At 71.8% G+C, this 15,541-nt stretch carries 15 protein-coding genes and 2 tRNA genes; 10 read left to right on the top strand and 7 right to left on the bottom strand.

The window, feature by feature from the left end; genetic code table 11:
• Nucleotides 1-96: 96 nt before the first annotated feature.
• A complete protein-coding gene (locus HEP81_RS24745) occupies nt 97-1,899 on the top strand; it encodes a putative bifunctional diguanylate cyclase/phosphodiesterase (RefSeq protein WP_037651549.1) in 1,803 nt (600 codons plus the stop codon).
• A 90-nt stretch (nt 1,900-1,989) separates the two neighbouring features.
• Here the strand turns inward: HEP81_RS24745 and HEP81_RS24740 are convergent, their stop codons facing one another.
• Both HEP81_RS24740 and HEP81_RS24735 read right to left on the bottom strand, forming a co-directional pair.
• On the bottom strand, nt 1,990-3,120 hold the full coding sequence (locus HEP81_RS24740) for an LLM class flavin-dependent oxidoreductase (RefSeq protein ID WP_051849867.1): 1,131 nt from the start codon (nt 3,118-3,120) through the stop codon (nt 1,990-1,992).
• Between the two features lie 145 nt (nt 3,121-3,265).
• Nucleotides 3,266-3,997, bottom strand: coding sequence for a maleate cis-trans isomerase family protein (locus HEP81_RS24735; protein ID WP_037651547.1), 732 nt, complete (start codon nt 3,995-3,997; stop codon nt 3,266-3,268).
• Nucleotides 3,998-4,284: 287 nt separating this feature from the next.
• Here HEP81_RS24735 and HEP81_RS24730 point away from each other — a divergent pair, with 287 nt between their 5' ends.
• The 7 genes from HEP81_RS24730 (at nt 4,285) to HEP81_RS24700 (ending at nt 9,630) form a co-directional block, all read left to right on the top strand.
• Complete coding sequence (locus tag HEP81_RS24730) at nt 4,285-5,283, top strand: D-2-hydroxyacid dehydrogenase (protein WP_051849866.1); 999 nt, start codon at nt 4,285-4,287, stop codon at nt 5,281-5,283.
• Between the two features lie 138 nt (nt 5,284-5,421).
• Nucleotides 5,422-6,336 (top strand): ectoine/hydroxyectoine ABC transporter substrate-binding protein EhuB, encoded by a 915-nt coding sequence (ehuB, locus tag HEP81_RS24725; RefSeq protein ID WP_037651546.1) that lies wholly within the window; start codon nt 5,422-5,424, stop codon nt 6,334-6,336.
• On the top strand, nt 6,333-7,052 hold the full coding sequence (gene ehuC, locus HEP81_RS24720; RefSeq protein ID WP_037651545.1) for an ectoine/hydroxyectoine ABC transporter permease subunit EhuC: 720 nt from the start codon (nt 6,333-6,335) through the stop codon (nt 7,050-7,052). The genes ehuB and ehuC overlap by 4 nt, the downstream gene beginning before the upstream one ends.
• The gene (gene ehuD / locus HEP81_RS24715; protein ID WP_037651543.1) at nt 7,049-7,699 is read left to right on the top strand and encodes an ectoine/hydroxyectoine ABC transporter permease subunit EhuD; all 651 of its coding nucleotides are present in this window, start codon (nt 7,049-7,051) and stop codon (nt 7,697-7,699) included. The genes ehuC and ehuD overlap by 4 nt, the downstream gene beginning before the upstream one ends.
• Complete coding sequence (gene ehuA / locus HEP81_RS24710) at nt 7,689-8,471, top strand: ectoine/hydroxyectoine ABC transporter ATP-binding protein EhuA (RefSeq protein WP_037651541.1); 783 nt, start codon at nt 7,689-7,691, stop codon at nt 8,469-8,471. The genes ehuD and ehuA overlap by 11 nt, the downstream gene beginning before the upstream one ends.
• Nucleotides 8,472-8,699: 228 nt before the next feature.
• Nucleotides 8,700-9,458: an IclR family transcriptional regulator gene (locus HEP81_RS24705; protein WP_037651539.1), complete on the top strand. Its 759-nt coding sequence runs from the start codon at nt 8,700-8,702 to the stop codon at nt 9,456-9,458.
• A gap of 98 nt (nt 9,459-9,556) precedes the next feature.
• Nucleotides 9,557-9,630 (top strand) — tRNA-Lys (locus tag HEP81_RS24700).
• Between the two features lie 153 nt (nt 9,631-9,783).
• On the opposite strand, the gene HEP81_RS24695 is transcribed toward HEP81_RS24700, so the two are convergent.
• The 3 genes from HEP81_RS24695 to HEP81_RS24685 form a co-directional block, all read right to left on the bottom strand.
• The gene (locus tag HEP81_RS24695) at nt 9,784-10,389 is read right to left on the bottom strand and encodes a lytic polysaccharide monooxygenase auxiliary activity family 9 protein (RefSeq protein ID WP_037651537.1); all 606 of its coding nucleotides are present in this window, start codon (nt 10,387-10,389) and stop codon (nt 9,784-9,786) included.
• A gap of 69 nt (nt 10,390-10,458) precedes the next feature.
• Nucleotides 10,459-11,661 (bottom strand): SPFH domain-containing protein, encoded by a 1,203-nt coding sequence (locus HEP81_RS24690; protein ID WP_051849865.1) that lies wholly within the window; start codon nt 11,659-11,661, stop codon nt 10,459-10,461.
• Between the two features lie 73 nt (nt 11,662-11,734).
• Complete coding sequence (locus tag HEP81_RS24685; RefSeq protein WP_037651536.1) at nt 11,735-13,021, bottom strand: peptidoglycan-binding protein; 1,287 nt, start codon at nt 13,019-13,021, stop codon at nt 11,735-11,737.
• Nucleotides 13,022-13,197: 176 nt separating this feature from the next.
• Between HEP81_RS24685 and HEP81_RS24680 the strand changes: the two genes are divergently transcribed.
• Both HEP81_RS24680 and HEP81_RS24675 read left to right on the top strand, forming a co-directional pair.
• Nucleotides 13,198-13,271, top strand: a tRNA-Lys gene (locus tag HEP81_RS24680).
• Between the two features lie 186 nt (nt 13,272-13,457).
• Nucleotides 13,458-14,129 (top strand): FadR/GntR family transcriptional regulator, encoded by a 672-nt coding sequence (locus HEP81_RS24675; RefSeq protein ID WP_037651534.1) that lies wholly within the window; start codon nt 13,458-13,460, stop codon nt 14,127-14,129.
• Nucleotides 14,130-14,145: 16 nt separating this feature from the next.
• Here the strand turns inward: HEP81_RS24675 and HEP81_RS24670 are convergent, their stop codons facing one another.
• Together HEP81_RS24670 and HEP81_RS24665 are read right to left on the bottom strand one after the other, a co-directional pair.
• A complete protein-coding gene (locus HEP81_RS24670) occupies nt 14,146-14,652 on the bottom strand; it encodes a hypothetical protein (protein ID WP_037651532.1) in 507 nt (168 codons plus the stop codon).
• Between the two features lie 108 nt (nt 14,653-14,760).
• Entirely contained in the window at nt 14,761-15,540 is a 780-nt protein-coding gene (locus HEP81_RS24665; protein ID WP_037651530.1) for an HAD-IIA family hydrolase, read from the bottom strand.
• Nucleotide 15,541: the final 1 nt, after the last annotated feature.

Genomic DNA, 15,541 nt, shown 5'->3' with positions numbered 1-15,541 from the left:
GACACTGGACGATGGCTGGAAGGGCCCGGGGCCAGCCTCTATGATCGGCACACTTTCCGGCACGGACAGAGATCGAGTGCACTGCGGGAGCGAGCGGTGAGCGGAACGTCCGAAGGGCCGACGCCCGCGGCAGACCTCGACCGGTCAGCCGTCACAGACAGTGATCACATCACCTACGACCGTGTCTTCGGAGCGGCGCCGCTCGCCATGGCCGTCGTGGATCGCGGGGGATTCGTCCTGCGCGCGAACCCGGCCTTCGGCGAGCTGCTCGGCACCGACTGCGACACACTCTCCGGCAGGTCGGCCGCCGACCTGGTGGACCTGACCGCCGACGCGCGTTCCTGGCATGCCTATCGGGAGGTGCTGTGCGGGCGGCAGGCCAGGCTGCGCTGCACCCGCCGACTGAAGCATCCCGGGGGCACCTCGGTGTGGGTGCAGCTCACCGTGGTACCGCTGGCCGACGGCGAGGCGGGCGTGCTGCTGTCCGTCGCCGACATCAGCGCCCGCCGTGAACTCCAGGCGCGGCTGCGGCACTTGCAGATGCACGACCCGGTGACCCGGCTGCCCAACCGCACCCTGTTCTTCGAGCGCCTCTCGGCCGCGCTGGAGGCGGAGTCGTACGAGCAGAGCGGCACCGGCCGGATCGGGCTGTGCTATCTGGACCTCGACGGGTTCAAGGCGGTCAACGACACTCTCGGCCATCGTGTCGGGGACCGGCTGCTCGCGGCCGTGGCCGAGCGGCTGACCAGGGTCGCCGACGAGGCCGGGTTCGCGCGGGCCGCGACTCCCTTGGTGGCCCGGCTCGGTGGGGACGAGTTCGCGCTGCTGGTGGAGGACTCCACCGGCACCGAACAGCTCGCCGATCTCGCCGAGTCGGCGCTCGGGGCCCTCCAGGAGCCCTTCGACCTGGCCGGTCAGCGGCTGTCGCTGACGGCGTCCATCGGGGTCGTGGAGCGCCATGCGGCGGGCACCACGGCGACCGGTCTGATGCAGGCGGCGGATACGACGCTCTACTGGGCGAAGGCCGACGGCAAGGGCCGCTGGACGCTGTTCGACCCCGAGCGCAACGCGCACCGGATGACCCGGCAGGCGCTGTCCTCCACGCTGCGGCCCGCCATCGAGCGGGGTGAATTCGCCCTGGAGTACCAGCCGTTGGTGGGCATGGAGGACGGCCGGCTGTCCGGGGTGGAGGCGCTGGTGCGCTGGCACCATCCGCAGTTCGGCACGCTGACGCCGAATCGGTTCATCGGGCTGGCCGAGGAGGACGGCTCGATCGTCCAGCTCGGCCGCTGGGCGCTGGTCACCGCGTGCCGGCAGGCCCGCCGCTGGCAGTTGGCGCATCCCGGTGAGCCGCCGATCTTCGTCAGCGTGAACGTGGCCGTGCGCCAGGTGTGGGACTCCGACCTGGTGGCCGATGTGGCTCAGACCCTGGCGGACACCGGACTGGCCCCGCATCTGCTCCAGTTGGAGCTGACCGAGTCCGCGGTGATGGGCTCGGCGGGCCGTCCGCTCCAGGCGTTGCAGGCCCTCAGCGACATGGGCGTACGCATCGCCATCGACGACTTCGGCACCGGCTACTCCAACCTCGCCTACCTCAGCCGGCTCCCGGTCTCGGCGCTGAAGCTGGACGGCTCCTTCGTCCGCGGCTTCCAGTACGAGGAGGCGTCCAAGGGAGCCGCGCCCAACCCCGCCGACGAGGTGATCGTGGAGGCGATGATCCAACTTGCCCACCGGCTGGGCCTCACGGTCACCGCCGAGTGCGTGGAGACCGCGGCCCAGGCCACCCGCCTGCGCCGCATCGGCTGCGACACCGGCCAGGGCTGGCTGTACTCCCGCCCGGTCCCGCCGGACCGCATCTCCGAGCTGCTGGGGGCGCGGGCGTACACGGCGACGACGTGAGACGGGCCCCGCGCCGGGGCGGGTGACGCCTGCCTCCCGTCCGCCGTCGTGGGCCCACGTCAGGTGGCCGCCGTGCCCCGCCCCCGACGGTCACCCGACCATCGGCAACTCGTAGGCATCCGCGATGAGTTCGTACGAACGGACCCGCACCTCACCCCGGTGGGCATGCGTGGTGAGCATCAACTCGTCGGCGCCCGTGCGCTTTTGCAGGTCGTTCAGGCCGGAGCGCACCTCGTCCGGGGTGCCGTGGACCACGTTGGCGGACCAGGAGGCGATGAACTCCTCCTCCATGGCGCCGAGTTCCGCCTGTTCGGCTTCCGCGGGGTCGGGGAAGAGGCCGGGACGGCCCATCCGCAGGCGGAGCATGTTGAGGGCCATGGCGCGGGTCTGGCGGCGGGCCTCGCGCTCCTCGTCGGTGGCGAGGGCGGAGACGCCGATGAGGGCGTACGGCTCGGCGAGCACCGGGGAGGGGCGGAAGGTCTGCCGGTACAGGTCCAGCGCGGGGACGGTGTTCTGCGCCGAGAAGTGGTGGGCGAAGGCGAACGGCAGGCCGAGCATTCCGGCCAGTTGCGCGCTGAAGCCGGAGGAGCCGAGCAGCCAGACCGGCGGGCGATGCGCGGACTGGACCCCGCCGGGGGCGCTGCCCTGCACCGGGCCGGGGATCGCGTGGATGCGCCGGTAGGGGTGGCCGTCGGGGAAGTCGTCGTCCAGGAAGCGGATCAGCTCGGCGAGCTGCTCGGGGAAGTCGTCGGCGCCCTCGTTCAGGGTGTCGCTGCGGCGCAGGGCGGCGGCCGTGGCACCGTCGGTGCCGGGGGCGCGGCCGAGGCCGAGGTCGATCCGGCGCGGTGCCAGCGCTTCCAGCGTGCCGAACTGCTCGGCGATCACCAGCGGGGCGTGGTTGGGCAGCATCACACCGCCGGAACCGAGCCGGATGCGCTCCGTGTGGGCGGCGAGATGCGCGAGGATCACGGCAGGCGAGGAGGAGGCGACGCCCGGCATGGAGTGGTGTTCGGCCACCCAGTACCGGTGGAAGCCGCGGGCCTCGGTACGGCGGGACAGCTCGACGCTGGTGCGCAGCGCGTCGGTGGCGGTGCGGCCCGCGCCGACGGTCACCAGGTCAAGGACGGAGAGCGGGACGGGCGCGGTGCCGTGCGCCGTACCCCGGATGCCGTCCGCGGCCTCGCGGTTCTCGTGTGCCTGAGCTGCCTCGTCTGCCGACACGGTGGGGGCCTCCTGTTTCCGGCGTGAGCTGTGCCGGAGTGTCGTAACAGGTGGCTCTCCCCGCTTATTCCGCGGCCTGCACCACGCTCCCCCGGCCACCGGAGCCGCCCCGCCCCATCCCGGCCCGCCTGCCCGCCCTGCCCCCTCAGACCTGGACGATCGGCTCCCGGGTGAACAGCGCCCCCAGCTCCGGCGCGTTCACCCGGCGGTCGGCGAGCCGCAGCCCCTCCCACACGGTGACCTGGTTGGCGGTGAGCACCGGCTTGGACAGGGACTTCTCCAGCAGGCCGAGGTGGGCGGCCGTGTGCAGGGCGGTGTCCGGCAGCAGCACCGCCTCCGCGTCCGCGTCGTCCGCGGCCCGTGCCAGGGTCAGTACGTCCTCCTCGCCCCAGCCCGCGACCTCGGCGGCCGTACCGACCCCCGAGGAGCGCGTCCCGGTCACCTCCAGGCCCCCGGCCCGCAGGAACTCCGCGAACAGCGCGGTGATCTCCTCGGGGTAGGTGGCGCCGACGGCGACCCGTCGTACCCCCAGCTCATGGGCCGCGTGCACAAAGCCGAAGGAGGTCGAGGAGGCCGGCATACCGGCCAGCCGGGCCAGGGTGCGCACCTGGTCCTGGGCGCCCTGCCAGCCGTGCACGAAGCCGCCGCCGGTGCACGCCCACACCACGGTCTCGGCACCGGCGAGCCGCAGCCGCTCCATGCCCGCGCCGAGCCGCTCGGCGGAACCCGTCCCGCGCAGTGCCTCGACCCGGAGCGCCTCCTCGCCGATCTCGGTGTGGACCAGGTCCACCCGGATGTCGCTGCCCAGGAGCTGCTCGATGCGCGGATAGTCGTCCTCGGCGAAGTGGCCCGGGTAGAGGAATCCGAGTGCGGTCATGTCCAGCCTTCCTGCGTGCGATCGGGCGGTACGGGACGGCCGCACACCGCCGTGGCGGCAGGCGGTACTGCCCCGGCATCCGGGTACCCAGCCTTCACGAGGCAGCCCACCTCGGCACCTGATCGGCCGAGGCCGCCGCTCGCGGACGGGGCGGACGATGGCGGACCCGGTCGTGTTGACGCCGGTGGATCCGGGTGCGAGCGTGGGCGATCCGTGCATCCCGGGCGGTCGGAGGGCACCTCCGGGGCGTCTCGGAAGCACCCGCCACGGATCGCCGGGAGCCGCGCATGTCGGAGGTCGGGAGCCGTTCCGCCGAAGGCCCGGAGCCGTCCCGTACGGGGGGCGTCCCCACCCTGCTCGTGCTGGACGCCGAGCCGCCGCCCCGGCTCGGCCGGCTGACCGGACGGGCCCGGATCGTGCACACCGACGCGGCGCACCTGGCCGAGCGGCTGCCGGGCGCGGACGCGCTGCTGGTGTGGGACTTCACCTCGACCGCGGTGCGCGAGGCATGGCCGGGCGCGGGGCCCCGGCCGCGCTGGGTGCACACGGCGAGCGCGGGCGTGGACCATCTGCTGTGCCCGGAGCTGGCCGCGTCCGGCACGGTGGTCACCAACGCGCGCGGGGTCTTCGACCAGCCGATCGCCGAGTACGTGGCGGCGCTGGTGCTGGCCGTGGCCAAGGATCTGCCGCGCACCCTGGAGCAGCAGCGGGAGCGGGTCTGGCGGCACCGGGAGAGCCGGCGGGTGGCCGGTACCCGTGCCTGTGTGGTCGGGTCGGGGCCCGTCGGACGGGCGATCGTACGGCTGCTCAAGGCGCTCGGTGTGACGACGGCGCTGGTCGGACGGGTGCCGCGGACCGGGGTGTACGGCCCGGCCGACCTGGACCGGCTGGTCTCCCGCGCGGACTGGGTGATCGCGGCGGCGCCGCTGACGGAGGCGACGTACCGCATGTTCGGTGCCCATGTCTTCGGGGTGATGCAGCCCTCGGCGTTCTTCGTGAACGTGGGGCGCGGCGATCTGGTGGACGAGGACGCGCTCGCCCGCGCCCTGACCCGGCGCTGGATCGCGGGCGCCGCCCTGGACGTGTTCGCCGCCGAACCGCTGCCGCCCGACAGCCCGCTGTGGGGCCTTCCCGGTCTGATCGTCTCCCCGCACATGAGCGGGGACACGGTGGGCTGGCGGGACGAACTCGGTCGGCAGTTCGTGGAGTTGTACGAGCGCTGGGCGGCGGGCAGACCCCTGGTGAACGTGGTCGACAAGAAGCGGGGGTACGTGCCCGGCCACTGACCCGGCAGGACCTCGGGAGCTCTCCACCGGGTGCTCCCGTGGGGGTTGTGTGGAGGTGCGGGGTGGGGAGCGGGGACGCGCCGTCCGGCCGGGAAACCGAGGCGCATACCCCGGATCGGCTTGGGTAGCGGCGCCGCCATGGCTCCACCACATGGGAACGACGGACATGTTTTTCGGCCAGAACTCAGACCCAGCCGGCGGACGTTGCTCGGCTCGATCGCGGCGCTCGGGGCACTGGGCGCCGCGGGCTGTACCCGGGTGGCCGCCGCGAGCGGGAACGGCGGCGAACTGCTCGACCGGCTCCGCGCACAGGGCGTCGTACGGCTCGGGATCGCGGGTGAGATCCCCTTCGGATACATCGACAAGGACGGCCATCTCACCGGTGAGGCACCGGAGTTGGCGAGGGCGGTGTTCAAGCGGCTGGGGGTCGACCGGGTGCAGCCGGTGCCGACCGAGTTCGGCTCGCTCATACCCGGCCTGAACTCACAGCAGTTCGATGTCGTCGCGGCCGGCATGTACGTCAACGCCGACCGCTGCAAACAGGTCATCTTCGCGGATCCCGACTACCAGATGCTGGATTCGTTCATCGTCCGCAAGGGGAACCCGAAGGGGTTGCACTCCTACCGGGACGTCGTCGCGAAGAACGCGAAGTTCGCGACCGGCACCGGATACGCCGAGATCCAGTACGCCGTCGAGGCGGGCTACAGGCAGAGCGACATCCTGATCGTGCCGGACCAGGTGGCCGGTCTGAACGCGGTCGAGGCGGGCCGGGTCGATGTGTTCGCCGGTACGGCGCTCACCACCCGCGAGGTGGTGAAGAAGTCGGCCAAGGCGGAGGCGACCACGCCGTTCGCACCGCTGGTCAAGGGCGAACGGCACGTCGACGGAGGCGCGTTCGCGTTCCGGCCGACCGAGACCCGGCTGCGGGACGCGTTCAACACGGAGCTGCACCAGCTCAAGCGGACCGGTGAACTGTTCCGGATCCTGCGGCCGTTCGGCTTCACCGAGGCCGAGATGACGGACCTGACGGCGAAGGAGCTGTGCGGGCAATGACCTCGGGGCTCTGGGAACTGGTACTCAAGGGCGTCTGGACCACCCTCCAACTGCTGCTGTTCAGCGCGCTGCTGGCCGCCGCGGTGTCCTTCGTCGTCGGCCTCGCGCGCACCCACCGCCGGTGGATCGTGCGCTTCGTGGCCGGCGTCTACACCGAGATCTTCCGCGGCACCTCCGCGCTGGTGATGATCTTCTGGGTGTTCTTCGTGCTGCCGATCGCCTTCGGCTGGCAGCTGGTGCCGATGTGGGCGGGCACGCTGGCGCTCGGCCTGACGTACGGCGCGTACGGCTCCGAGATCGTGCGCGGCGCGCTGAACTCGGTGGACCTGGCGCAGAAGGAGGGCGGGATCGCGCTGAGCTTCACCCCGGCGCAGCGGATGCGGCTGATCGTGCTGCCGCAGGCGGTGCCGGAGATGATCCCCTCCTTCTGCAATCTGCTGATCGAGCTGCTCAAGGGCACCGCGCTGGTGTCGGTGATGGGCATGGGCGATCTGACGTTCAGCGCCAACCTGGTGCGTCTCGCGCTCCAGCAGAGCGCGGAGATCTACACGTATGTGCTGGTCATCTACTTCGTGATCGCCTTCGTGCTGACCCGGCTGATGCGCGGCCTGGAGAAGCGGCTGAAGGCGGGGCTCGGCCGGGACCCCGGCACGGAGTCGGCGGCACGTGAGCTGAAGCGGGCGCGGACGACCGGGGTGGGCGGTGGTGTCGTATGACATGGGACTGGCACGCGGTGAGCGACTTCATGCCGCACTTCTGGGACGGCCTGCTGGTCTCCCTTCAGGCGCTGGCCCTCGGTTCGCTGCTGTCCTTCACCCTCGGCCTGGTGTGGACGCTGCTGATGCGGGCGCCGACCCGCTGGGTGCGCTGGCCGGTCGGGGTGGTCACGGAGTTCGTGCGCAACACCCCGTTGCTGGTGCAGTTGTTCTTCCTCTTCTACGTACTGCCGGAGTGGGGCCTGACCTTCTCCGCGCTGGCCACCGGCGTCTTCGCGATCGGGCTGCACTACTCGACGTACACCATGCAGGTCTACCGGGCCGGCATCGAGGCGGTGCCGGTCGGCCAGTGGGAGGCGGCGACCGCGCTGAACCTGCCCAGGCGGCGGACCTGGACCGCGGTGATCCTGCCGCAGGCGATCCGCCGGGTGATCCCGGCACTCGGCAACTACGTGATCTCCATGCTCAAGGACACACCGATGCTGATGGTGATCACCGTGCTGGAGATGCTGGGCCAGGCCCGGCTCTTCTCCCAGCAGCGCTTCCAGTTCACCGAGCCGCTCACCGTGATCGGCGTGGCCTTCGTCCTCATCTCCTACCTGGCCTCCCTTCTCCTGCGAGCCCTGGAGCGACGCCTTGTCCGTTGAGACCCGTACCGAGCCCTCCGCCACCGCCGCCCGGCCGGCAGATCTGATCCGTCTGGAGCAGGTCACCAAGCGGTTCGGCGCCAACACCGTGCTCGACCACCTGGACTTCGCGGTCCGGCCGGGCAGGCATGTGACCCTGATCGGGCCCTCCGGCTCCGGCAAGACCACGATCCTCAGACTTCTGATGACCCTGACGAAACCGGACGAGGGGACCATCACCGTCGACGGCGAACCGCTGTTCCCGGCGCCGGAGAAGCAGGTCCGGGAGGTGCGCAAGAAGATCGGGATGGTGTTCCAGCACTTCAACCTGTTCCCGAACATGTCGGTGCTGCGCAATCTCACCGAGGCGCCGGTGCAGGTCCTCGGCCTGTCCAAGGACGAGGCGGAGGAGCGGGCGCGGGAGCTGCTGGAGCTGGTGGGTCTCGCCGACAAGTGCGGGGCGCGTCCGGCGCAGCTGTCCGGCGGGCAGCAGCAGCGGGTGGCGATCGCGCGGGCGCTGGCGATGCGGCCGCGGGTGCTGCTGCTCGACGAGGTGACGTCCGCGCTCGACCCGGAGCTGGTCGCGGGCGTCCTCGATCTGCTGCGGGACATCGCGCGCAGCACCGACATCACGATGCTCTGCGTGACCCATGAGATGGGCTTCGCCCGGGACATCTCCGACCAGGTACTGATGTTCGACGGCGGCCGGGTGATCGAGTCGGGCTCCCCGGAGAAGATCTTCAGCGACCCGGAGCAGGACCGCACCCGGGAATTCCTCGGCGCGGTGCTGTGAGCGCGGCCGGGTGAGATTCGTGGGCAACGGACGAGGTCCAGCCACTGGAGCATGACTGTGGCATATGCCAGTGGGTCTTCACCGCAGTTGAGAACGGCCGCCGGGGCGAGGGGGACAAGCCGGGAACTTGTCAACGCCCTCTCCCCGGCGGCCGTTCGCCCGTTATCGTGGTAGCGCCGCACCGTCCGGAATCCACGGCCCAGTAAGCGAGCGCAGGGGGGACCCACCGTGGCGCTGAAGCACGAGCCGACCGCCCCGTACCACTCCGCCCAGGACGCGCTGCGCGTGCTGGAGACCGTGGCGCACACCGCCGCCGGGGTCACCGAGACCGAACTGGCCCGGCACACCGGCCTCGGTCCCGAGCGGCTCACCGTGCTGCTGCGGATGCTGCGCCGCGAGGGGTATGTGGAGCAGATCGGCGGCGGGGCGTACATCACCGGCGACACGCTGCGCCGGCTGACCTCGGCCCAGGACCGCGAGCGGGCCCTCACCGACAAGCTCCAGCTCATGCTGGACCGGCTGCGCGACTCGGTCGGCGCGGCGGTCTACATCAGCCGGTACGTGGACGGCGAGGTCAAGATCACCCAGTACGCGGCCGGGCCCACCGCCCCCGCGGTCAACGAGTGGGTGGACTTCCGCTACTCGGCCCACGCCACGGCGGTCGGCAAGAGCCTGCTGACCCAGCTGGACCACAACGGGCGCCGCGACCATCTCGCCCGGCACAAGATGGCCCGCCTCACCTCGCGCACCATCACCAGCGACAAGCTGCTGCTGTCCCGTCTGGAGTCCCAGCCGCCGACGGTGCCGGTGCTCGATCTCCAGGAGTACGCGGTGGGCACGGTCTGCGCGGCCGTCCCGATCACCGCGGGCGCCTCGGTGGGCTGCCTGGCCGTGTCCCTCCCGGTGGAACACGCGCACCGCCTGAAACAGGCCGCGGACACGCTGAACCGGAACGCGGCGCCGGTGCTGCTGTCGCTGGCCATCTGAGCGGATCCCGGGCGGCCTCTCGGGTGGTCATGAGCACCCCCGAGGACCAGGTAGTATTTTCTTCGTCGCCGGCCGCGAGAGCGGAAGGCGAGAGTCACGCGCCGCTAGCTCAGTTGGTTAGAGCAGCTGACTCTTAATCAGCGGGTCCGGGGTTCGAGTCCCTGGCGGCGCACGATGACGATGGCGGTCCATGTTCGCAAAAAGCGCGAACATGGACCGCCATCTCTGTTTTTCGCGGCTTCGCCGCGCGGTGGGGGCTTCGCCACCCACACCCCCAACGCCAAGGTCGGGCCCCTCGCAACAGCGAGGGGCCCTTCCGCGTACCTCAGAAGTTGACGTCCGAGCAGGCGTAGAAGGCGTTGCCCGTGTCGGCGATCGTCCAGACCGCGAGGATCACGTGATGTCCGGACAGGCCCGTCGGCAGGACGCCGCTGTGGCTGAGCGTGGCCGGCGGCTGCTGGCCGTTGTAGGGCACCGTCAGGAACGGCGTGAGGTTGAGGTCCGAGCGGGACAGCGGGTGGTTCTGGTTCCAGCCCTGCTTGGTGACGTAGTACTTGAAGTCCGTCGTGGCGTGCCGGGCCGTGAACTGCCAGCGGAAGGTGTACGACTGCCCGCCGGTCACCTGGGTGGTGGGCCAGGCGGCACCGGACGGCGTGGTCGGTGAGCTGAGCTGGGCGAAACGGTCCACGCTGCCGTTGCAGAGCTGGCCGTCGGCCGGCCCGGTGGCCGGGAAGCCCTTGGGCCCCTCGACGCTCTGCGGCTCGTACTGGATGTCGCCGCAGCCCTTGACCGTGCCGTTGGCGCAGAGCTTCTGTCTGCTGATGGGGAGGTCGGTGTAGCCGTGCCCGCTGGCGCCGCCGGTGGAGAGCGCGAACGCTCCGGCGGTCACCACCCCGAGCGCGACTGCGGACATTTTGGTCTTGATGCGCATACTGCCGCTCCTGGAGAACGTGGGGAGTTCACTGAGCCATGCAGGGGAAGGTCTAGACCAAGTCACAGATTATGGGCGGCACTTGAGCATGTCCATACCAGTGGCGGAGACGGTGCTCCCCAGCTCCCCGTGCCCGGCGCAGAACGCCACCGTGAGATCCCGCACCAGCACCTTGCGCTCGCCCTCGTCCAGCTCGACCAGGCCGCGCGTGGTCAGCCGGGTCACCGTGTCCTCCACGGAGTCCACCACCGAGCTGAGCATGCTGGCCCGCTGCCGGGCGTCCAGCGCGGCGTTCCGGCGGCGCTCCATCGCCGCCGCGACCTCCGGCGCGTACTCCACCCGCAGCGGCCGCACGGAGTACACCTCAAGACCGGTCGGCGCGGTCTCCGCCGTCACCAGCCGGGTCAGCGTCTCCCCCGCCGCCGCGGGCCCGCCCCGGCCGCCGCCCGCGGGCTCCACCGGCACCCGGGCCAGCGCCGCCTCCACGCACTCGCGCAGATACCGCTCATGGTCCTCAAGGCCGAGCACCGCCCGCGCGGTGTCCCGCACCCGCCACACCACGAGCACCACCACCCGCAGCGGCGTGCCGCCCGGATCGGTCGCGGGGAGCGCCTCGCTGCGCCAGTGCCGCAGCCGTACGTCGACCCGCCGGCGCCGCAGCAGCGGGTTGACCCAGAGCAGCCCGGTGCGCCGTACCGTCCCCCGGTAGCGGCCGAACAGGCCCACCACCCAGGCCCGTCCGGTGCGCCCCCGGGCCAGCCCGCCGAACCCGGCCGTGCCGAGCAGTCCGGCCCCGGCGTACGCCGCCCACTGCGCGGGGCCGAGCCCCGTGCCCGCGGGCTGCGGCAGGCGCAGCGCCTGGGCGGTGAGCGGCGGCAGCACCCCCGCCCACCAGGAGGCGGCCAGGCAGCCGGTGACCCCGCAGGCCCCGGCGAGCACCCCGGCCGCCCCGGGCAGCACCCGTGCCTCCCGTTCCGTCAGCTCCGGGTCGAGCCGGGGCAGCGGGCGCCGCGGCGGCGGTGCCGGGCGGCTCGCGCGCGGCAGTTCACCGGTGCCCTGCCGGCGGCTCACCACGGCGGGCTTGGGGGGCACCCGTACGGGATCGTCCGCCGCGGGACGGTCGTGGCCCCCGGGGTCGTCGCGGAAGAGCAGATGGACCGGGATCTCGGTGGTGGACTCGTTGCGGATCAGCCGGGCCGGGCGGGTGCCGGTGGCCGTGGCCGGGTGGGGTCGCCCCTCGGACTCGGACGGTGTGTGGGTGGTCGTACTCATGCGTGCCTCCAGCCTCCGCGCCAGATGCGTCATGAACGTGAACTGATGGGTGGGGTACCGCGGTCGGGGCCGGTCAGAGGAACAGGCGGCGCCAGGTCTCGGGGCCGACCGAGCCGTCGGCGGCGCCGCCCCGCCAGCCCTGGGCGCGCTGGAAGGCCGCCACCGCCTGCCGGTCCGCCTCATCCCAGCGCGGCCTCGGACCGTCGCCGTAGAACCGGCCGAACCCCTTACGGGTCAGCTGGACCCTGAGCCGGGTGACGTAGTCGTTGCTCTGCCCCGGACGGAAGTAGCCCTTGCCGGGGTAGCCGGAGACGCCGTGCGAGGCGGGCTCCGCCGCGTCCGGGGCGATGTCCCGGCCCCGGCCGGAGGTGAGCAGGTCCCAGGTGCGCGGTCCCGGCAGCCCGTCGGCCTCCTCGTCGTCCCAGCCCTGGGCCCGCTGGAACGCCTCGGTGGCCCGCCGGTCCGCCTCGCTCCAGGCCGGGCCCGGACCCTTCGGGTAGTACGGCGCCGCGCCCCGGGCCATCAGCATCCGGCCCAGCTCGGTGACGTACTCGTTGACCGCGCCCGGCCCGAAGGAGTCCGCGCCGGGGAACTCCAAGGAGGTCTTGCCGCCGGTCGCCTCGGCGCCCGCGCTGCCGGTGTCCAGGCCCCTGTAGCGGTAGGGGACGTACTTCCCGGCGTTGCTCCAGTAGGGGTAGGGGGTCGTCCGGCTGCGGGTGTGCGGGGGTGTCTGCTCGTAGACCTTGTAGTGGGTGTGGGCGGAGTCCGTCCAGCCGCCGAAGATCACCACGTGCGAGCCGTTCTGTGGGTTGGCGGTGTTGTGGAAGAGCAGCATGTCGCCGGGCTGGAGCTGAGACTTCTTGATCTTCACGCCGTACTTGGCGAGGCTGCCCGTCCACTGGTTGCTGTTCAGGCCCCAGGCCATGGAGACATAGCCGGAGCAGTCCTGCCGGTAGCCGTCGGTCCAGTAGCGGCCCATGCTGTACGGCACCTTCGCGGTCACCCAGGACTTGGCCCGCTTGATGATGGCGTTGCGGGTGGTGCGCGGGGTGAGGACGCCGCCGGGCCGGGTGGAGCCGCTGCCAGGGCCGTGCAGGGGGGCCTCCGCGCCCTGGGGGGTGTCGGGGCCGTCACCGGGGACGGCCTGGCGGTGCGGGAGGTGGCCGGCGGGTAGGGCGGCCGCCGGGGTCACCACGCCGAGGGCCGCGGACACGGCGGCCACGACGACCATCCCGCGCCGCGCGGGGAGGCGGGCGGGGCGGCAGGGTGGCTGGCGGGGACGGGGGCGCCGCCGGTGGACACAGCCGGGACAGCCACAGTCGCGCGCGGGTTCGAACTCCTCGAACGCCGGAGCGGTCATGCGATCTGCCTCACATTCATGGTGTTTTTGTCCGCTTGTGTGCACGTTGATCAGTTTCCCAACTGTCCGCGCGACGCGCACTTTGACGGTCCGAATGATGTACGGCCCCCTCCGAAGCCCCCTCCCGACGGTCAGAAGCACCCGCACAGGTCAGGTAGAGTTCTCTCTGTCAGCAGGCGCCGCTAGCTCAGTTGGTTAGAGCAGCTGACTCTTAATCAGCGGGTCCGGGGTTCGAGTCCCTGGCGGCGCACGATGACGATGGCGACCTATTTCCGCAGACAACGCGGAAATAGGTCGCCATCTCTGTTATTGCGCGGCTTCGCCGCGCGCGGTGGGGGCTTCGCCACCCACGCCCCCCGGAACCCAGCCTCAGCCCCTCCCATCGGCGGGGGACCTTTTCGTATGCCCCGCTTCATGGGGCCGCTACTCTCTGGCCATGGCAGCGCGGGACCTTCAGGAGCGGATCAAGAGGCTGATCGTGGACCGGCGGCTGCCTCCCGGGGCCCCGCTGCCGACCGAGCCGGAGCTGATGGAGTTCCTCGGGGCGAGCCGGAACTCGGTGCGCGAGGCGCTCAAGGCGCTCCAGGCGATGGGCATCGTGGAGATCCGGCACGGCTTCGGGACGTACGTCGGCCCGATGTCGTTCGCGCCGATGATCGAGGGCCTCGCCTTCCGCACGGTCGTCGGCCACTATCGCGGCGAGGACTCGCTGCTCCAGCTCCTCGAACTGCGCGAGGCCGTGGAGACCGGCCTCGTCTCCCGGCTCGCCGGGCGGCTGCCGCAGGCGGACCTGGCCGAGCTGGACGCGCTGGTCGACCGCATGGAGCAGCAGGCGGCCCAGGGCGCCGGGCTCGCCGACACCGACCGCGCCTTCCACGCCACGCTCTACCGGGGTCTGGACAACGCCCTGCTCAGCGAGGTCCTCGAGGCGTTCTGGGACGCCTTCCACCGGGTGCGCCGGGATCTGCTGGATGTGCCGCAGGACCCCCGGGTGACCTGCCGCCAGCACCGGGAGATCCTGGACGCGGTCCGCTCCGGGGACTCACCGCGTGCGGAGCGCGCCATAAGGGACCACTTCGGGAACGTACGGACCCGTCTGTCGGGATGAGCCCGCCGCCGGCGGTTCAGCGGGTACGGCGGCCCCGGCGGGTGCGCAGGCCCACGGCGACGGCGGCGATCGAGGCCAGCGCGAGCCCGGTCATGGCCTGCGCGGTGTCGGGTCCGGAGCCGCTGGTGGCCACGGTGGCGAAGTGCGCGGCGGCGTCGACCGGAGCGGCGGAGGCTCCTTTGCCCATGGCCGCGATCGTGATCCTGCCGTTCACCACCCGGTCGGCGCAGGTCACCTTGACCTCGTAGGCGCCCGGCCCGACCGTGGAGCCGACGCGGGCGCTCCCGGAGAGGGCGCCCTGAGTGCCGGTGAGGCGGGCGTCGGCGGTGAAGGCGCGCGAGGCGGCGACGGCCTGGCTCCCGGTGCAGCCGCTGACCTTCAGGGCCACCTCGGCCCCCGGTGCGGGGGCGGCGGGTGCCGCGACGAGGGTGCCGCCGTCCGCCGCGTGGGCGGCCTGGGCCGCCGGGCCGAGCGCGGCTACGACCAGCAGGCCGCTGCACACAGTGAGGGGAAGTGAGCCCATCGTGAACCTCCAGACACGTAAGGAGGTTCTCCCGGCCGGGGCGCCCCCGCATCCCGAAGGGGTGCCCCGCTGCTCCGTCCGGGTGAGACCGGGTTTGAGCCGCCGATGTCAGATGAGGTCGACCAGGTCGGCGATGGAGTCCACTACCTGGGAGGGCCGGAACGGATAGGCGTCCACCTCCTGCGGCTGGGTCACCCCGCTGAGCACCAGGAAGGTGCGCATCCCGGCCTCCAGGCCCGCCAGGACATCGGTGTCCATCCGGTCGCCGATCATCGCGGAGGTCTCGGAGTGGGCGCCGATCGCGTTCAGGCCCGCGCGCATCATCAGCGGGTTGGGCTTGCCGACGAAGTAGGGCTTGCGGCCGGTCGCGGCGGTGATCAGGGCGGCGACCGAGCCGGTGGCGGGCAGCGCGCCCTCGGTGGAGGGGCCGACGTTGTCGGGGTTGGTGGCGATGAACCGGGCGCCGTCGTTGATCAGCCGCACGGCCTTGGTCATGGCCTCGAAGGAGTAGGTGCGGGTCTCGCCCAGGATCACGAAGTCGGGCTCGTGGTCGGTGAGGACGTAGCCGACGTCGTGCAGCGCGGTGGTCAGACCGGCCTCGCCGATGACATAGGCGCTGCCGCCGGGCCGCTGGTCGTTCAGGAACTGGGCGGTGGCCAGCGCCGAGGTCCAGATGTTCCCGGCCGGCACGTCCAGGCCCATCCGGCGCAGCCGGGCGTGCAGATCGCGGGCGGTGTAGATGGAGTTGTTGGTGAGGACCAGGAAGGGGCGGCCCGAGTCGCGCAGCTTCTTCAGGAAGGCCTCGGCACCGGGGATCGGCACGCCCTCGTGGATCAGGACGCCGTCCATGTCGGTGAGCCACGATTCGATCGGCTTGCGGTCTGCCATG

This window comes from Streptomyces griseofuscus (genome assembly GCF_014673495.1).
In the GTDB taxonomy this organism is placed as follows: domain Bacteria; phylum Actinomycetota; class Actinomycetes; order Streptomycetales; family Streptomycetaceae; genus Streptomyces; species Streptomyces murinus.
Note: the sequence above shows the minus strand (reverse complement) of the source record. Positions and strands in the feature narration are given on the sequence as shown.

Bases quoted from the DNA above. Each gene is read 5' to 3' on its own strand.
- HEP81_RS24735 (WP_037651547.1), bottom strand. From the start codon at position 3,997: ATGACCGCACTCGGATTCCTCTACCCGGGCCACTTCGCCGAGGACGAC.
- HEP81_RS24730 (WP_051849866.1), top strand. From the start codon at position 4,285: ATGTCGGAGGTCGGGAGCCGTTCCGCCGAAGGCCCGGAGCCGTCCCGT.
- ehuB (WP_037651546.1), top strand. From the start codon at position 5,422: ATGGCTCCACCACATGGGAACGACGGACATGTTTTTCGGCCAGAACTC.
- ehuC (WP_037651545.1), top strand. From the start codon at position 6,333: ATGACCTCGGGGCTCTGGGAACTGGTACTCAAGGGCGTCTGGACCACC.
- ehuD (WP_037651543.1), top strand. From the start codon at position 7,049: ATGACATGGGACTGGCACGCGGTGAGCGACTTCATGCCGCACTTCTGG.
- HEP81_RS24695 (WP_037651537.1), bottom strand. From the start codon at position 10,389: ATGCGCATCAAGACCAAAATGTCCGCAGTCGCGCTCGGGGTGGTGACC.
- HEP81_RS24690 (WP_051849865.1), bottom strand. From the start codon at position 11,661: ATGAGTACGACCACCCACACACCGTCCGAGTCCGAGGGGCGACCCCAC.
- HEP81_RS24685 (WP_037651536.1), bottom strand. From the start codon at position 13,021: ATGACCGCTCCGGCGTTCGAGGAGTTCGAACCCGCGCGCGACTGTGGC.
- HEP81_RS24675 (WP_037651534.1), top strand. From the start codon at position 13,458: ATGGCAGCGCGGGACCTTCAGGAGCGGATCAAGAGGCTGATCGTGGAC.
- HEP81_RS24670 (WP_037651532.1), bottom strand. From the start codon at position 14,652: ATGGGCTCACTTCCCCTCACTGTGTGCAGCGGCCTGCTGGTCGTAGCC.
- HEP81_RS24665 (WP_037651530.1), bottom strand. From the start codon at position 15,540: ATGGCAGACCGCAAGCCGATCGAATCGTGGCTCACCGACATGGACGGC.